This is a genomic window from Bacillus sp. FJAT-26390, from assembly GCF_001682865.1.
Lineage (GTDB): Bacteria > Bacillota > Bacilli > Paenibacillales > Paenibacillaceae > Pristimantibacillus.
In genome coordinates this window covers 1,490,752-1,509,770 of sequence record NZ_MAQX01000001.1, presented here as the reverse complement: position 1 = coordinate 1,509,770, position 19,019 = coordinate 1,490,752, and the positions used below count along the sequence as shown (strand labels likewise).

The 19,019-nt window shown below is 46.3% G+C and carries 10 protein-coding genes and 1 pseudogene; 8 read left to right on the top strand and 3 right to left on the bottom strand.

Features of this window, described 5'->3' with window-relative positions:
- Positions 1-131: 131 nt before the first annotated feature.
- From A7975_RS07140 to A7975_RS07115, 6 genes are all read left to right on the top strand, one after another.
- Positions 132-1,304 (top strand): epoxide hydrolase family protein, encoded by a 1,173-nt coding sequence (locus A7975_RS07140; protein ID WP_065384618.1) that lies wholly within the window; start codon positions 132-134, stop codon positions 1,302-1,304.
- An 89-nt stretch (positions 1,305-1,393) separates the two neighbouring features.
- A complete protein-coding gene (locus A7975_RS07135; RefSeq protein ID WP_065384617.1) occupies positions 1,394-2,317 on the top strand; it encodes a helix-turn-helix transcriptional regulator in 924 nt (307 codons plus the stop codon).
- 302 nt (positions 2,318-2,619) lie between these two features.
- Positions 2,620-5,454, top strand: a complete 2,835-nt coding sequence (locus A7975_RS07130; protein ID WP_065384616.1) for a LamG-like jellyroll fold domain-containing protein — start codon at positions 2,620-2,622, stop codon at positions 5,452-5,454.
- 401 nt (positions 5,455-5,855) lie between these two features.
- Complete coding sequence (locus tag A7975_RS07125) at positions 5,856-9,284, top strand: cohesin domain-containing protein (RefSeq protein ID WP_065384615.1); 3,429 nt, start codon at positions 5,856-5,858, stop codon at positions 9,282-9,284.
- Between the two features lie 72 nt (positions 9,285-9,356).
- Positions 9,357-13,088 (top strand): polysaccharide lyase family 8 super-sandwich domain-containing protein, encoded by a 3,732-nt coding sequence (locus tag A7975_RS07120; protein WP_065384614.1) that lies wholly within the window; start codon positions 9,357-9,359, stop codon positions 13,086-13,088.
- A gap of 28 nt (positions 13,089-13,116) precedes the next feature.
- Positions 13,117-14,136 carry an S-layer homology domain-containing protein gene (locus A7975_RS07115; RefSeq protein WP_065384613.1) on the top strand — a complete coding sequence of 340 codons (1,020 nt, stop codon included), beginning with the start codon at positions 13,117-13,119 and terminating at the stop codon, positions 14,134-14,136.
- Between the two features lie 186 nt (positions 14,137-14,322).
- Here the strand turns inward: A7975_RS07115 and A7975_RS07110 are convergent, their stop codons facing one another.
- Positions 14,323-15,561: an RNA polymerase sigma factor gene (locus A7975_RS07110; protein WP_065384612.1), complete on the bottom strand. Its 1,239-nt coding sequence runs from the start codon at positions 15,559-15,561 to the stop codon at positions 14,323-14,325.
- Between the two features lie 146 nt (positions 15,562-15,707).
- On the opposite strand from A7975_RS07110, the pseudogene A7975_RS07105 reads away from it, so the two are divergent.
- Both A7975_RS07105 and A7975_RS07100 read left to right on the top strand, forming a co-directional pair.
- Positions 15,708-16,013 (top strand): annotated as a pseudogene (locus A7975_RS07105) (DUF6843 domain-containing protein); the annotation flags it as partial.
- Positions 16,014-16,280: 267 nt separating this feature from the next.
- Entirely contained in the window at positions 16,281-17,183 is a 903-nt protein-coding gene (locus tag A7975_RS07100) for an NAD(P)/FAD-dependent oxidoreductase (RefSeq protein ID WP_065384610.1), read from the top strand.
- A 58-nt stretch (positions 17,184-17,241) separates the two neighbouring features.
- Here the strand turns inward: A7975_RS07100 and arsC are convergent, their stop codons facing one another.
- Together arsC and A7975_RS07090 are read right to left on the bottom strand one after the other, a co-directional pair.
- The gene (gene arsC / locus A7975_RS07095; RefSeq protein ID WP_053376439.1) at positions 17,242-17,664 is read right to left on the bottom strand and encodes an arsenate reductase (thioredoxin); all 423 of its coding nucleotides are present in this window, start codon (positions 17,662-17,664) and stop codon (positions 17,242-17,244) included.
- Positions 17,665-17,689: 25 nt separating this feature from the next.
- A complete protein-coding gene (locus tag A7975_RS07090; RefSeq protein WP_065384609.1) occupies positions 17,690-18,982 on the bottom strand; it encodes an arsenic transporter in 1,293 nt (430 codons plus the stop codon).
- Between the last annotated feature and the right edge of the window lie 37 nt (positions 18,983-19,019).

Sequence of the window (19,019 nt, the reverse complement as noted above, 5' to 3'; positions counted from 1 at the left end):
AGAAATTTTGCTTTGGCTGCTTTTTTTATAAGCCTCTACAACCCTGACATCATGTTGTCAGGGTGGATGCCTTATCATAAGAATTGTAGAGAAGAAAACGAAACAAACCCAAATCCGAGGAGGAAATAACAATGTCAACCTTTCAATCAAACCACGCAGCTAACGCTTTAGATACGGAAACTCAACCTTTTCAAATTCAAATCCCACAGGCACAGCTTGATGATCTGCAATACCGCTTAACGAATACACGCTGGGCGAATAGCTTGCAGGACGCTGGCTGGAAATACGGGGTATCATCGGCATATGTGAAAGAGTTAGCTGAGTATTGGAAAAATGAATATGACTGGCGCAAGCATGAAGCCCGCTTGAATGAGTTTCCGCAGTTCACGACGACCATTGATGGAGCCAATATACATTTTATGCATATACGCTCGCCTGAGCCTAGTGCGCTGCCGCTGCTTCTCACGCATGGCTGGCCGAGCTCCATTGTGGAGTTTTGGAATCTAATCGGTCCGTTAACTAATCCTCGCGCTTATGGCGGAGATCCGGCGAATGCCTTCCATCTGGTTATACCTTCGGTGCCCGGCTTTGGCTTCTCGGGCGGGGAGCTGGGTGCAGGATGGGATATTTCTCGCATTGCAAGGGCATGGGCGGAGCTGATGAACCGTTTGGGATACGCGAAATACGGCGCTCATGGCAGCGATTGCGGTGCACTAGTATCCCGTGAGATGGGCATTCAAAAGCCGGAAGGGCTTCTCGCCATTCAAGTTCTGCAGCTGTTCTCGTTCCCATCCGGCAATCCGGAAGAAATGGTTGACCTGTCGGAGGATGATCAAAGCCGTTTGCAGTTTTTAGCGAACTTCCATGAGCGCGCAGGCTATAACGCCATACAGCAGACGCGTCCGCAGACGTTGTCCTATGGGCTCGCTGATTCCCCAGTAGGGCAGCTTGCTTGGATAGCGGAGCTGTTCAACGGCTTTGGCGACCATATCGATTTTATTGACCGTGATGCGCTGCTGACAAATGTAATGATTTATTGGCTGACCAATACAGCCGAATCCTCTGCCCGCTTGTACTATGAGAATGTCCATCCACAGGAGAAGTCCTCGCAAGAAGCAAACGCGACGGCAACGGGAGTTTCGGTGTTCGGGCATGATTTTAAATCGATGAAACGTTTCGCAACTCGGGACAACACTAATATTGTGCAGTGGTCAGAGTTTGAGCGTGGTACCCATTTTGCCGCATTAGACGCGTCTGATCTTCTAGTTACCGAACTGCAAAACTTCTTCAGCCGATTTAGATAAGATAAGCAAAGAAGGTTAAAGGCAGGCAGGCGCAGAACTATTGTAGAAACTTGAGCCGGTACCATATTTGCGGCAGGGAGGAACCTCGTGTGAAACTGGATCGATTACTTGCTATAACGATGTCTTTATTAAACCAAACCCGCGTGAGTGCGACCGAGCTGGCTGAACGCTTCGAGGTCTCCTTGCGCACCATCTATCGAGATATGGAATCCATTAATCAAGCAGGCATTCCGATCATATCATTCCCGGGTTCGGATGGAGGGTATGAAATTATGTCGGGTTATCGCATCGATAAACAGGTTTTGTCCTTTGACGATTTTTCGGCGATTTGCTCTGCGCTCCGAGGAGCCAAATCCGCCACGGACAGCTCGGACATTAACGAGCTGCTGGAGCGAGTGGGCGCATTAATGCCGGCTCCGGCAAGCGGAGCAAGCTCCGCTCAAGTTGATCTTGATTTTAAACCGGCACCAAATGACAAAGAGAAAATTGAACCTCTGCACAAAGCGATTAAGGAGCTGAAGGTGGTTCGTTTTCATTATTTGGACAACAAAGGGCAGGAGACGGAGCGGACGATTGAGCCGATGGGTCTTTTTCTCAAAGGGTATGTCTGGTACGTATATGGTTATTGCCTTACGCGATCCGACATTCGAGTATTTAGGCTCTCCCGCATGCTTCATCTGAGCAGCTTATCGGATACCTTTATTCGCAGGAACTACACACTGCAAGATGTCGAACGGCAATTCATGGAGAAAGCGGATTTTCAAAAGGTGAGAGCAGTGCTTCGCTTCCAGCCTGAAATGAAGACTAGGGTAAGGGACGAATTCGGCTATGATGAAGTATCCGATCATCCAGACGGGACGTTATCGGTCATTGCCCATTACTCCTCGACGGAGCGGGCGGTACGCAGTATTTTGAGCTATAGCAGCTTTGTCCTGGTTATCGAGCCGGCTGAATTGATCGAGGAGCTAGCCGGGCATATAAGGAAAATGGCCCGAATCTATAACATAAACTAATCATCCAATTGGACAAAAAGAGACCCACAGCATTCGGTGCTGTGGGTCTTCATTATATATATAACACAAAAGGGGTTGTTTTTATTATAGGCGGTCTTCATTAAAACGAGATGAAAAATAGATTTCATCTTTATTACATGATGCAGATAAAGGTGTAAATATAGTCTCGTATTAGTAAAGATTGTCTATTATTGAAGCCATCATTTCCAGTATAGAATGAATGGATACAAAACGTATCATTAAACAACAGCTTGGCGATTCGATTCTTAACTGCCCGTACAATGAAATGAGGAGGAATTTCAATGATGGAAGTTAGGTTCAAACGTTTGAGGATTTCGCAGGCCATGTCGAAAATACTGATCGCAGCTTTAACATTACAGCTGCTTGGCTCCATGATCAGTGTGGGCCAAGGAAATGCCGCTTCTTCGGATTTGCGTACAACAACAGCACGGCCAGATGGGAAAAATCTCGTATTCCCAGTTGTTAGCGACATTCATATTGGCAAAACGTCAAAGGATGTCCCCAAATGGCAAATGGTCCTCAATCAATTGAAACAAATTGCACCGGGTTATGATGCATTTGCTGCAGTAGGCGATATTACCGATACCGGCACGGCAGCGCAGTACGATACTTTGATGAGCAATTATCATGCACGAAAAGAGCCGAATGCGGTTCCGCTGTTCACGATTGGCAACCATGATTATATTAGCGGCACGCAGCAGCGATTTAAAGAAAAAACAGGCATGAGCGGCATTTATTATGACCAGTGGATCAATGGGTACCATTTTATAATACTTGGCAGCGAGGATGGCACACGTGACGGAACGCTGTCCGATACGCAGTTAGACTGGCTTGACGTGAAGCTGGCGGAAGAGCAGGACGCGAATAAACCAATCTTTGTTTTTTTGCATCAGCCTATAACAAACACGGTTTACGGCAGCGACTTGTGGGGACATAAGCAAAATGCGACAAAACTGTATAACACGTTAGCGAAGTATCCTCAGGTGATTACGTTCTCAGGGCACTCTCATTACGTGCTGGATGATCCCGGTTCTGTTATGCAGAAGGATTTCACATCCGTAGGCACATCTGCGGTGCGGTATCCTGAGCTCGAGCCCGGCAAGATCCAAGGCATCCATCCAACGGATGAAATCACGCAAGGGCTTGTCGTCGAAGTGCTTGATCAAGAAGTACATATTAAGCGCAGAGATTTCCATGCGAATGCTTGGACAGGCGACGATTGGGTGATTAAATATCCTGCGGTTAAAAGCGAATTCACGTATACAAGCGACCGAGATAAAGTTAAACCTTCATTCCCTGCTGCTGCAAAAGCTGCCATTGACCCAACCAGCATAGGTACGAACAAAATGAGCGTAACGTTCGATCAGGCCACCGATAATTTGTTCGTCAGATCCTATGAAGTGAAGGCCGTCAACGCAACGACAGGCGCGGCGGCTCAATCTTTTCTTGCATTCGCGCAAATGTATGATGATCCTGCTCCATCGCAGTTGTCATTCGAGATAAGCGGCTTACAGCCAGCGACAAAGTATAGAGTCGAAGTTACAGCTATCGATGCATTCAGCAATCGGAGTGACGTTCCGTTAACAGATGAGGCGACGACGAAGGTAAGGCCTCCTGCAACCGAGAGGCCCGTTGCTGATGTCATTGATATTGATTTCTTAGACGGTACGGCGAATGATCGCTCGCCTGCAAGGAATCATGCGACATCGACCGGCAGCAGCGCCAAAATCGTTTACAGCCCCGAGTTTAGGCAATTCGTTGGGCGCATGAACGGAACGACGAATGAATATTTCGCCATTCCTACAAGCAGCTCGATCAAAGCGGTAACGAAAGCATTTACGATTGAATCCATGTTCAAGTTGAATACGATCCGTACGCAAGATGTGTTCGGCAACACCCAAAGCGGAGGGCTGGGCTTCGAATCAACATCAACAGGTAAAATGGAATTATGGGCGCATATCAATGGCGGCTACAAGCGTGTAGGAGCTCAATTGCAGGCTGGGAAAATCTATCATTTAGTTGCTGCCTATGATGGCGGGCAAATCGTTATGTATTTGAATGGCGTGAATGTAGGTTCAATAGCGGTCACAGGCACTTTGAGCCAGCCTGACATTCAATTCGCGATCGGCGCGGATCCCGAGGCAAGCAATAGAGGGAACTATGTGCTGGATGGGGACGTTAGTGTAGCTCGGTTGTATAGTAGTGCGATTTATCCGGAGCAAGTGCAAATGCTGTACGATGATCTCACGCAGCGTATGGCGATCACCGAAATTGACACGTTATACAGTGAGATCCAAGCTGCAAGGCAATTAGCGGACAATACCGAGCTTGTAGGCTCAGCTCCAGGACAATATCCAGCGTCAGCGATGAACACGTATAAGAAAAAAATAGCTGAAGCAGAGCAAACATTTGCATCCAAAATCGTAACAAAAGAAGCGGTGCAGCAAGAAATTGCCCAAATCAAAATAGCGAAGACGGAACTAGACACCCATATCAATGTCGAGCTCCCTGACAATGCCACGACGTTGGTTCTAAACGAAGATGCGGTCGCTTCAGGCCAAGCTTTTACTGTGAATATGGAATTAAACCGCGTGACAACCAGCACTTACGCAGAGGATTTCACCTTGCAATATGATGCTTCCGCATTGGAATTTGTCGATGCCAAATCGTTGAATGGTGATGTGAATCTCGTATCCAAATCAGAAAATACACCAGGCACGATTCGGCTCATCTCAGCAAGCTTAGGGGATGGAAAAGCGATAATAGGCAGTACGCCGCTCATCGAGTTAACGTTCAAGGCAAAGCCGGTTGAAGAGGCGATCACGGTAACGATCGCGATTACGGATGCCTTGTTAGGAGATGCGCAAGGCAACGAAGCGAAAGCGAAGCCTTCCACGCTTGCCGTTACTATTATGCCAGACCAAGCGGAAGGTTCGCCTGACGTCAATCATGATGGCAAAGTAAGCGTTGGTGACTTAGCGATCGTTGCGGCTCAATATGGGAAGACGATAGCAAGCCCAGACTGGCAGCAAGTGAAGATTGCCGATATAAACCGTGATGGCAAAATTGATATTCTCGATCTATCTGCTGTTGCTTCGCAGATTATAGGCAAATAAAGCTAGGGAAAAAGGGGTTGCTTATTACGTCATTCTGGCGTAGGAGCACCCTTTTTTTCGAATAAACACATGATTGGTTGGAGATAATCCCCGCTTCAACACAAAAGATTAAAAGGAGTAAAAATAGTCTCGTATAAGTAAAGTTTGTCAATTATTGAATAGATGAACTCAAATTACAATGGATACATAACGTATCGCATTGTTTGAAAGCGCTTTCCGGTCAACGCTTCGAAGTAATGAACGAAAATGGAATGGATAAGCTTATTTACACTTCATTCTCTTGAGGTGAAACAATAAGAAATAAAAATAAGGGGGACGAAAGGGAGCACGTTTCAGGATGGATCGTTTTTATTGTTAGTCAGGGATCGTATGGAAAAATGACGGTAAAGAGGAGTTGTAAAATGAGAAAAAGACGGATTTATAAGACGAACCGCACTTTTATTATGATTGCGCTTATGATCGCCTTACTTGTTCCCACGATATCTCCAAAGGAAGCGCACGCTGCTTCCGGCACAACCTATTACATCAGTTCTTCTGAAGGCAATGACAATAATAACGGTTTATCGCAAGCGAAGCCTTGGAAGTCGCTAGAGAAGATTAGTACCGCAGCTATGCAGCCGGGCGATAAATTCCTGTTTAAAGCAGGTGATGTATGGGCGGGCAGCTTAAAGCTAAAGAACATAGCCGGAACTGCAGAAGCGCCGATTATCTTCGATAAATACGGCAGTACAGATCCGAATAGCAGGCCAATCCTTAATGGAAACGGTACGACAACGACTGAACCTTTCTCACTATATACGTATTACAGCGGGGTATCGGACAAAACGCAGTCTGCGGTAATCGATATTACAGACGGCAGTTACCTAGAAATCAATAACTTTGAGGTAACGAATTATAGTGAAACGATCATTTCGCAAAGAGCAGGTATCGCGATTAAAACCTCTGCAACAAATCAGGCACAGTGGCTGGCTAACGCCCACAAAGGCATTGTCATAAAAAACAACTACGTCCACGACGTTAACGGCAATCCCAAAGGACATAAAATGGGCAGCGGCGGAATTCTTCTGCTAGGCAATATCAGCGATGCACTCGTGGAAAACAACAAGGTCATTAATGTTGATATTGAAGGCATAAGAAATGCAGGATTGTATAAGGAAGGGGACGTAACGGCTAACTTCCCGAAAGTGCTGACGAATGTGCAATTCAAAAATAACTATATCGAGAAGGTGCAAGGCGACGGCATCGTCATGAGCAATATCGGGACCAATGGCAGAATCGAATATAACACGGTTGTTGATCATTCCTTCAAAAACGTCGGCAATGTCAATTATGCGGGCTTGTGGGTTATCGCCGTAAAAGATACGGTCATTCAATATAACGAGGTTTATGGCGGCAAGTTTGGCTATAATGACGGCCAAGCATTCGACGTTGATATGTTTAGTGAAGGTACTCTCTATCAATATAATTACAGCCATGATAATAGAGGCGGCTTTATCTTATTCATGGGCGGCTCAAGAAATTCGCTAGTCCGTTACAATATTAGCGTGAATGACGGCAATGGAGCGTATTTGCTTCATTATTTGCCGACAACCGCAAATGATGCACCGTTGATTCATAATAATACGTTCTTTGCCGATTCGAACATCAACACTAAAATCTTCAGCCATACGAATCGATATGCCAAGCTCTATAACAATATCTTTATGGCAAAAGGCACGATGAATATGGGTTCGAACACGTTCGCCGGCGGTGAGATTAAAAACAACGCATTTTATCCGGGGAGCGATATTAAAGGACAAAGCTTCTCAGGCGTTGTGTTGGAAAACAGTATTTTTGAAAGTCCTAAGTTCGCGAGACCGGGGGAAGAGCCGAAAAATATAATCTCCGGTTTGGATGCATTCAACGCTGCCGCATTGGATGGTTATAAATTGCTCAGCGATTCGCCGCTAATTAATGCGGGGGCGGATGTTTCCAGCTTGACGCCATCTGTATGGGCGGCAGCATCAAAGGACTTCTTTAACAATAATATTAGCGGCGCTGCAGATATTGGCGCTCATGAATTTTCGAATGATCCGCCTGTAATCGTTAAGCCAGAGGTTTTGCCGACGGAAATAAAGCTTAATCAAACGGCAACGGAGCTCTATTTAGGACAGTCGGGTGCTGCTCTTACCGCAACCGTGCTGCCTGCCGATGCTTGGTTTAAGGGAGTGAAATGGTCCAGCAGCAACCCATCCGTTGCTTCGGTGGATGCAAGCGGCAAGATTTCGGCTATTTCTGTTGGCACTGCGGCGATAACGGCACAAAGTGTTGTGAATGCCAGCGTGAAAGCGACTAGCCAGGTCACCGTTCATCCGAGCACACCGGTAAATAAATATATCGTCGCTTCTGATGACGCATATTTGTCCGAGGATAAGAAGACTGTACAGCTCAGAATTGACGGTGAAATGCAGGGCGGCGGTACAGTTAACAATCCGCCGTATTATAAAGTTTCTTATGAAACCGACAACCCCCATGCTGCCGTTGATCCGCTTACCGGCAAACTTACCTTCACAGGCGATTTAGCGGGAGTAAATGAAATTGGCGTAACTGCTGACATACAAGAATACAAAAATCTTATCTATTCGGAAAGCTTTGAAAATGGTTGGGGAGATTTTGTGACGGAGCAAAATCCGCCAACGAGCGGGTCAGGCGGCAAGCTATCGGATAAAGTGGCCTATCATGGCAAATACGGCGTCCTATATGACAATCCGCCAGCTGTTGAAAAAGTATTTGGACCCAATCAGCAAGGCATCGTAACGATGATGTTATATGATGACGGTTCGAAAGACGGACGTACGAGAGTCGTATCCCATGTCGGCAATAAACGAGAAAATCTTTTTGCTGCAATGGGCATATTTTTTGACGGCGGCACTGTAGGCAATTTGGACAATTATTCGATAAGAGCTAGCAGTTCCGCTACCGCTTGGGAGAAAACCTCCATTCCGCGCACGGTTGGCTGGCATGAACTTAAATGGGACTATACGTCGGGCACAGATTTAAAGATGTATATCGACAATCAGCTTGTTAAGACGACCACGGCCATAAAAAACTTTGACCGGATTTCACTTGCGTTTGTTTGGGATAACGCGAGCGGACGGACATTCGGATTCGATAACATCAAATATGCATCATCGGATGTCAAAACGACTTACAAAACGGAAAAGCTCAAAGTATCCGTAAATAAGCCGGAGCGTTTAGCGACTATCTTAACCGGACCGGAATCTATCCAGAGCGGAAAATCATTCGCGATAAAATACGGATTAAACGGAGTCGAACAAAAGGTTTATGCGCAGCACATCGCATTGAATTACGATGCGAACCTCTTCGAATACGTGGAGGCGGCTTCGTTAATCGATGGCGTAACCATTGTGGACTCGGAAGTAGGAGCAAGCGGAAAACTCCAGTTCATTATCGCCAGCCTTGGAGCAGGGCAAGCAGTGGCGAAGGACGCTGAAATAGCGCTGCTTACCTTTAAGGCTAAGGAGGTTGCGGAGACAGCAACTGGAACGATCTCCATTGCTTCTGCTACTCTTGGCGATGAGCAAGGAGCTGAGACAACAGCTGAGTTAGCTTCTCTTGGCATTAAGGTGATTGTAGAAGAGCCTGGCATTCCTGGCGATTTCAATGGTGACGAGAAAGTAAGCGTAGGCGATTTGGCCTTGATTGCCGTACATTACGGCAAAGATACGACAAGTTCAGATTGGCAAGATGTGAAGCGCTTCGATCTCAATCATGATGGCAAAATTGATATTGTCGATTTGGCTGCAGTTGCCAAGCTTATGATCGGTTAGCGAAAGCCCAAATGAGGAGGAGAACCATTCTCCTCCTCATTTTACTTGAAGGGAATACGAAGGGAGAACAATATGCGGAAAATACGTCTTTTTTTTCTTAGCATGTCATTGTTAATCGGTCTCATTGCACCTGGGGCATCCATTGCCGTGGCTGCAGATCCGCCCCAAAATGTAATACCTAATGGCAGCTTTGAGGAGACGAGAACAACAGCAAGAAATAAATGGACGGATAATATCGAGCCTGTCGGGTGGACGGAGTGGTATCCGAGCGGTAACCCTATCGCTTCTGTAGATAGCTCCGTATACCGCGAAGGTTCTAAATCGGTCAGAATTGACGCTCCGACAAGCAGCAGGGGATCGATCGGAGCTACGGTGCAGGTAACGCCAGGGAAATCGTATAGGCTAAGCGTGTGGATGAAGACAGCAAACGTAGTTTCAGAGAATGGCGTATTCGTTCGCACCCAGTATTTGACCAGCACAGGAAGCAAGGTAAGCGACGGTCCCAAAACGGTTGTATTAAAAGGTACGGAGGATTGGACAAAGCACGAAGCGGTCATGACCGTTCCGGCAACGGCGAGCAAGCTTAAAATTGAACCGTTTCTCGAAACCGGAACCGGTACGGCTTGGTTTGATGATCTTTGGCTTGAGGAGTGGGACGGTATGACAGCCATTAAAATTGAACCTTCGTCCATAACGTTGGAGGTGGGGAAATCAGCCGTTCTGACCGCTAATACGATTCCGAGCGGAGCCTCAAGCAAGCCGATCCTGTGGAGCTCATCAAATGAAGAGGTTGCGTCGGTCGATGGTGGATCAGTAATTGCGAAAGCAGCAGGGACAGCAGTCATTCGCGCGATGACGGAAGACGGTTTATTTTACAGTGAAAGTACGGTAAGCGTGGAGTCAGAGGATATGCTCGGGGCGTATGACACAATGCGCCAGAAATGGTTTGTAAGACTAACAGGGTTACCAAATAACGATGGTATGGATGCCGATGCAACCGCATATCTGGATCAGTTGACTCATAGCGTCAGCAATAATGAGCATACCGGCTACTGGGACACGATGGACAAAAACGAAGGGAGAACCACCCTTTGGACCGACCTTGCGAGCAAGACGGATCCTTATCAATTCGGCCAATCCTATGAGCGTTTAAAAGCGATGGCGCTGAGTTATTCGATTCAGGGCTCTGCTTTTTACCAGAATGAAACGCTGAAAGCAGCTATTATCAAGGGCATGGATTGGCTGTATGTCAATCGTTACAATGAACGGTTAAATGAATACGGCAACTGGTACGTTTGGGAGATTTCAACGCCCCGTACGTTGAACGACTTGATGGTGCTCATGTATGCGGATTTGTCTTCGGAACAGCTTCAAAACTACTTGAAAGCGTTCGATCGGTTTTTGCCGGACCCGACCAGACGCGATGTAAGCGGGGTTAAGGAAGTCGGCGCTAACCTGATGGATAAAGCGTTTAATGTGTCGCTTCGCGGCGTCATCGGAAAGTCCGCGGCAAAGATTGCACAAGGCCTCGCCCCGATCGGCAATGAGTACAAGTATACGGATAAGGGAGACGGCGTATATCGGGATGGATCTGTCGTTCAGCATTTCTACGTTGCTTACACGGGGGGTTATGGTGCGCAATGGTTGGCGCGTACTGCGGATATGGCGTACATACTTAAAGATTCGCCATGGCCGATTACCGATCCGAACGTCAGCAACGTGTACGATTGGGTTATAAATGCTTTTCAACCGATCATTTATAACGGCTTGTCGATGGATATGGTTAACGGACGCGGCATCTCGCGAGCTGCTGACGGAAGCGCCAAATCGATGATTTTGTCCATCCTGCGATTGGCGGATACCGCTCCGGGGAACAAGGCACTGGCGTTCAAGCGCATGGTGAAGGAATGGATTCAGAAGGATAAACAAGCGAGTTATGTGGAGGACGTGTCGCTATATGAGATGCAGCTCGTAAAGTCCTTGATGAATGACAATTCGATTTCGCCGAGAGGGGAATTGCTTAAACATCAGGTGTTTGCCGGAATGGATCGAGTCGTGCATCTACGCCCAGGCTTTGGTTTAGGAATCAGTATGTTCTCGGACAGAATCTCAGCCTTTGAATACGGGAACACAGAAAACAAGAAAGGCTGGTATACCGGCATAGGCATGACTACGCTGTACAATCAGGATCAAACACAGTACCGTGACGCATTTTGGGCGACGGTAGATTCCTTCCGATTAGCGGGAACGACGACAGACCGTTCGGGTGAGGGGAAAACGCCGGGAGAATGGGCGAACTATCCGAATACGAAAAAATGGGTCGGAGGTTCTTCTTTGGAGGGGCTATATGGCGCTGCAGGGATGGATTTCTCCTTATCGAAGGTGACTGGCAGTTCGCTAAGCGGCCTGAAATCCTGGTTTACATTCGATGATGAAATAGTGGCGTTAGGGGCAGGCATCAATAGCACGGACAACCGTCCAGTTGAAACGATTGTAGAGAATCGCAAGCTCAATGAGCTTGGCGGTAACAAGCTGACTGTTGATGGTGTGTTGAAGTCGAGTGAACTAGGCTTGTCAGAGACTTTAACGGGGGTACATTGGGCGCATCTCGCAGGCAATGTACCCGGATCCGATATTGGTTATTATTTTCCGGGGGGCGTTAACCTGAAGGGGCTGCGCGAGGCGAGAACCGGCAGCTATGCCGATATTAACAAATTAGATGGCACGACGGATCTCATCACTAGAAATTACTTGAGCCTAGCGGTAGAGCATGGCGTACAACCAAGCCATGCAGATTATTCTTATGTGCTGCTGCCAGGGAAGGACGAAGCGGCTTCTGCCCGTTATAGCGGTAATCCGCAAATCGAGATTATTAGCAATACGCCGGACGTTCAGGCCGTTCATGAAAAAACGCTAGGCATTACGGCAGCGAATTTCTGGAAAGCAAGCACTGCTTCCTTCATCACGTCGAGTCAGCCGGCTTCCGTGATGGTCAAGGAGAAAAATGGCGAGCTCACCATCTCGGTCTCCGATCCAACCCAGTCTCAAAGCAAGGTAACGGTTGAAATTGCAAGGGAGGGCTATGCTTTGGTCAGCAAGGACAGCACGGTAGATATCCTGCAAGTATCACCTGCTATAAAGCTGGAAGTGAATACGTCCGGGGCACTTGGCGCGACGCACACGATTTCCTTGCGCAAAGAAATGGTTGCCAATGTGGTGAAATTGGCTGCCCAAGATACGAATGTCATACCTGGCCAAACCGTTATCTTAGATTTAAGCTTAAGCCAGTTGACGAAAGCCGTTGTTGCGGAAGATATTACGATCAACTATGACGCAGCGAAGCTAGAGTTTATGGGTGAACATAACCTACGCGAAGGGTTAGGACTTATTGAGAAGGAAATGAACAGTCCAGGGGAAATCAGGCTGTTGCTCGCGAGTCTAGGGGCTCAGCATGCGATTGCAGATGATGCTACTTTGCTTCAGTTAGCTTTTAAAGTGAAACCGGAAAGCTCCGGCAGCAGCGAAATCAGCATTGCAGAGGCTATGTTGGCTGATGAAGCAGGTGTCGAAACCGCTGCCGAAACGATGTCGATCGTGTTAAATATCTCAGGCGGCAGTACGCTTGTCGGAGATTTGAACGGGGATGGCAAGGTAAGTATCGGTGATTTGGCAATCATCTCGAAGCACTACGGAGAAGATAAGAACAGCCCGAATTGGAATGAAGCTAAAGCCGCAGACATTAACGGAGATGGGCAGGTTGATCTAGAAGATTTGGTCGGGTTGGCTCGAAAAATTTTAGAGTAGTCGCAATCATTCGCAAGGGAGTGCTCACATGAAACGAAAAATGATTTTTATTCTATTAATGAGTATAATTTGTTCCCCAAGTCTATTGCCTTTCGCTGCCTTTGCGGCGGACTCCCCAGCGTTTCAATTGACCGCTGACAAGCAGAAACTAAAAGCAGGCGAAACCGTTACCATCAGGATGGACGGCAAACATATCAAGGATATGTACGCATACGAGGCTAAGTTCACCTATGACCCCAAGAAGCTGGAACTACTCGAATCCAAATCGCAAATGAAAGGCTTCTCGGTCTCTCCGATTAAGAAGGACCAAGAAATTACAATTGCACATACGAAAATCGGCAACATTGCGGGGGAAGAGGGAGATGTTTTTATTGGAACTTTGAAATTCAAAGCTAAGACAAATGAAGCCGCAGCTATAAAATGGGAAGCCATGAAGGTTGTAGATAGCCACCTGCAATCCCTGACCTACACATTGGACAAAAAAGTGTTAATCGCTGCGGCGGCGGCAATCTCGTTTACGGATATTAAAGGTCACTGGGCGGAAGATAGCATTATGGAGGCGGCAAGCAAAGGGATGATAGCCGGGTACCCAGATGGCAGCTTCCTTCCAAACGGCTCGATCACTCGGACACAGTTTGCTGTAATCCTGTCCCGTGCTTTGCAGTTACAGGAACAAAGCAGCCTAACGTTTACCGACGCGAAGAAAATCCCTGAATGGGCAAAGCCAGAAGTGGCTAAAGCGGTAAAAGCGGGACTCATTCAAGGTTATGAGGATCACTCATTCCGGGGTGATCAAACGATTACGAGAGCGGAAATGGCAGCAATAGCCGCTCGAAGCTTGAAAATACAAGAGAGTGATGGCACGCAAATCAATTTCGCGGACAACAGCAGCATTCCGAGCTGGGCCAAGGAATGGGTAGAGATTGTTGCTCAAAAAGGCATCATGCAAGGCCGCGGAGGCAATAGGTTTGTACCGGGTGAACATGCAACAAGAGCGGAAGCTACGGTAATTGTATTGAGATTGCTGGAGACTAATCAAGCGCTTTAACTACGAACTTGTCTGGGGTAGATGGCAGTGCGGTTGTACCTTTGGCGGCGGAAATGCGCAGAGTAAGGTTAACTTTTAGACTTGATTTTGGAATTTCCGCTTATTTGAATGAAATAGAGCTAGTTTCTAGCTCTATTTTCATTCGGAAGCGCCTTGGCAGCTCATTTATGGGGGGATTGAGTAGAGTTAAGGTTGTTGACGTTTGTTCTTTACATACTCCACCCATTGATCATACAACTCGGGCTCAGATCGTTGAAAGATTCCATTAAAATCATTCGGATTTCTAATCACCTTGTTTAATGCGTCTAAACCATATTTATCGATAACGAATTCCACGATTAAATATGAAAATTGGAATCCTTTCATCGTTTCAAAATCCCAAGTATCATTATTTAACTCCTGAAAAGACGGGATAACAAGAGTATCAATGATATCCAAAGTACTGCTCCTGATGAATTCTTCGCTCATTCCTTTTGACTCATATCCTCCAATGCCTTGACGAATCCATTTTGGAGCAAGCGGATTAATGTCAGTGATTAACCACATTGTAAACAAGTGCACGGTGGATTTTAGAATGGATTGATACGTATGCTCCGGTCCGGGATTCAAAGGAGAAACAATTTTCAAATCGTTTTCCTCAAAGGTACCCATGAACCAATTAGGCGCATTTTCTTCTCCCACGGCTTGATGGAAGGTAGGTAGGTCCGGATAAATTTCAATGATGATTTTTCTTGACGGCTGGTGCTTATACTTCAACGAAATGGTTTCGACCTTATCCTTAAGCTCATGAAATAAGTCTTGATGAACCTTCTTCAGACGAGCAGCCATGTCATTTGTTTCACTTTTATTTACGATTGATATCATATCTTGAATAGACATTATAGTAATGTCACCCCATTCTTTTAATTCTCTTCTTAATTTCTCTAAAGACCGGTACAGTCTGTTTTTGACCGCACTCTCGCGCATCCCAACGATTTTGGAAATTTCCAATAAGGTACAATCAACAAAAAAACGCAAAGTAATAATTTGTTGGTCCAGCTCAGTTAGTTTTTTTAACGCAGCACCAATATCAATACGAATCTCAACATTTTTTGCAAAATCAAGAGAGATAGACTGTGATTCATATTCTACAAAATCATAGGGTATTTCTTTTTTTCGTGATAAGCTTCGAAATTCATTTTTCACCGTGTTCTGAGCAATCTTGAAAATCCAAGTGAATAAACTCGCGTTTTCTTTGAAGGTATGGATGTTTTCGATTGCCTTTAAAAAAACCTGTTGTGTTAAGTCATCTGCAACGATCGGATTTATTTTCAATGCGAAATATTTGCAAATTCGATGGCGATATTGCTCGTAGGCGATTTGAAAATTTTTGATGTTACCCTGTTCATCCGGATAAACAGAGTAGTTGTCTTGAGCTCCAGACATGGTAAGTACCTCCTCTTGACCTTACATTCAATTAGACACCGCAGCTTAACAAAAAGCCACAAACAAGCAAAAAAAAAAATTTGAGTTTACTAATCGATGGCGTTGCTTGTTGGCTCTAGCCTACGTGCTGCTGGCAGGGCTTTGAGGGAAATATTCAGGTGAATTACAACGTTAAAGGAGCACCAATGCTTGTTAAGGAAGGAAAATTTGATGTCATACCGATAAACGCTGACGGAACATTTGATACGTCCAAACCCGATATGGAGTATGGACTGGTGACCGACCAATATTATTATGTCAGCCAAGACGGGCGGCGAACGCCCATAGATACGCTTTGTGTTTATGGCAAAGGAAATGGTTCATCCGAGATCGGGTCTATCATTACGAGACATACGTATCTGCAAATTACTAAAACAAAGTGCAGCGAAGAATTTAGCGTTTGGGGAAGGTGATAGGGATTGCCTAAACGTAGCGTTTAAAAAAAGCATTGCTTGACACATCCTAAAAATCAAGGATATTATAGATATAGTAAGTCTTTAAATCTGGCGCTGCTGACATGAGTTTTTCAAAAGCAATGAATGATGCACCGCACATGCCGCGAATGCTCGTTCATGCTTTCGGGTTAAGCCGGATTGTGTTTGGCGTCTATAATATGCGTTTTTTTCGCTATATTATAGACAAAAAGAGTCTTTAATATCCACATAACAGGAGATGAGTTCATGATTTACGATTGCGCTATTATTGGCGGAGGTCCCGCCGGGCTAAATGCAGCCCTTGTGCTTGGCAGAGCAAAGAGAAGCGTTGTGTTGATCGATAGCAATAAACCAAGAAATGCCGTTACGCATGCGTCTCACGGCTTTATTACGAGAGATGGCGTAACGCCGTCTGAGTTCCGCCGCATTGCTTATGAGGAGGTGCTGCGTTATCCGTCTGTCGAGCATCTGCAGATCGAGGTTGTTTCGGTTGAAAAAAAAGAATCGGGATTTGAAGTAAATGTATCCTCGGGCGATCGAATCCTAGCGAGAAAAATAATCTTGGCAACCGGCGTGAAGGAGATTTTTCCTGAGATCGAAGGGTTTTATCCGCTGTATGGGAAAAGCTTGTTTAACTGCCCGTATTGTGATGGCTGGGAGCTAAGGGAACGGCCGCTCGTCGTCGTTTCCGATCATCCGTCCATCTTCCACATGGCCAAAATGATTTTCAATTGGAGCAAGGATTTGGTCGTCTGCACGAACGGTAAAGCATCCCTGTCCGAATTACAGCGAAAGCAGCTGGAAACAAAAGGAGTCGTCGTGATGGAGCAGCCTGTGTCGGCGTTCATCGGGCAAAATGGGCGGCTAGAGCTTGTTCGGTTTGCGGATGGTACGGAGATACCAAGGTACGGCGGCTTCGTGTCTCCAAAATTAGTGCCAAGCACAGCGCTTGGAGAAAATTTGGGCTGCGAGAGGACGGAGTCTGGCGGCATTAAGACGGATGAATGGGGAAGATCCTCGATACCTGGCATATACTCCGCGGGGGACGCTGCAAACGAAATGCCATCCCAATTAATATTTGCTGCGGCTTCCGGCAGCCGAACTGCTGCGGGTGTCAATATGGATTTGACGGAGGAAGATTTCGAGTAACGTAACCTTTACAACAATAGGCTGCCGAACGATCGGCAGCCTGTCCAACAAAAGAAGATTATTGTCCTTCTGTCACGAATTTTTCGATGCGCGACTTAATGGCATCTCTAACGGCTCGGAACTGTTCCATAATTTCGTCTTCCGTGCCCGTTGCTTTAGCGGGATCATCAAAGCCCCAATGCCACTTTACTACATTCGGATTGGAAACTACAGGGCAGTGCTCGTCGGCGTGTCCGCATAACGTAATGACATAATGAGCGCGATTCAACAACACAGGGTCTATAACGTTAGAAGCGTTTTGGCTAATATCTACGCCTGCTTCCTTCATTACTTGTACAGCTCTCGGGTTCAAGCCGTGGGCTTCGAGACCAGCGCTTTTCACTTCGTATTGTTCGCTTCCGAGGGCATTAAGAAAACCATCCGCCATTTGGCTTCTGCATGAATTGCCTGTGCACAAAAAATAGACCAGCTTCTTTTCCATATTGTATATCTCCTTATGATTTCGTTTAGTGTATGATGCTAAGCCATAAGTAAAGGCCAACCAATGTAATGAAAAGGACGGGAAGCGTGAGCACGATTCCAATTTTAAAGTAATAGCCCCATGTAATGTTCACGCCTTTTTTGGACAGAACATGCAGCCATAACAAAGTAGCCAACGACCCGATTGGCGTAATTTTAGGGCCTAGATCAGAACCGATAACATTTGCATAAATGAGCGCCTCTCGCAAAACACCGGTTGTGGTCGTTCCTTGGATAGCTAAAGCATCAATCATAACCGTAGGCATATTGTTCATGAGGGACGAGAGGATGGCTGCGATGAAGCCTGTACCGATGGTGGCCATAAATAAGCCTTGATCCGCTGTCCATTGAAACACTTCGCCAAGCTGATCCGTAAGTCCGACATTTCGCAGTCCGTAAACGACGACATACATGCCGATGGAAAAAACGACAACCGACCATGGAGCGCCTTTAATGACAGCGCCAGTATGGATAACAGAGCTTTTGCGCGCCGCAATAATAAAGACGATAGCTGCCAGTCCAGCGATAATCGATACAGGAACATGGATAAACTCGCTAACTAGATAAGCAATGAGCAAGACGGCTAAAACCATCCAAGACAGCTTAAACAAGCGCATATCTTTAATGGCATCTCGAGGCTGTTTAAGCTGGCTCAGATCATAGCTTTTTGGGATCCTCTTTCTGAAGAGAAGAAATAAAACGAGCAAACTGGCGCCAACCGCAAAGAAGTTCGGAATAATCATCCTGCTCGCATACTCGGCAAATCCAATCCCAAAAAAGTCGGAAGAAACGATATTAACCAGATTGCTGACTACAAGCGGCAACGACGCCGTATCGGAAATAAATCCGCTCGCCATAATAAAGGGAAGGATCATGCGGTCATCAAATTTTAAAGCTCGTACCATTGCGAGTACAATCGGCGTAAGAATGAGTGCAGCGCCATCATTTGCGAAAAAAGCAGCGACGGCAGCACCCAGCAACACGACGAGGGTAAACATGAGATAACCGTTTCCTTTGGCAAAACGCGCCATATGGAGCGCTGACCATTCGAAAAAACCAATCTCATCCAAGATCAAGGAGATCAAAATAACGGCGACAAATGCGAGTGTGGCGTTCCAGACCATGCCGGTTACATCCCACACGTCCTGCAAATTAACGACGCCGCACAGCAAGGCAATAACAGCCCCGCCAACAGCCGAATAGCCGATATTCAAACCTTTTGGCTGCCATATGACGAAGATGAGTGTCACTACAAAAATAACAGATGCAAGTACTAACATATCTCCTCCTAAAAGCTTTCTTCAGAGCTGCTGTAAT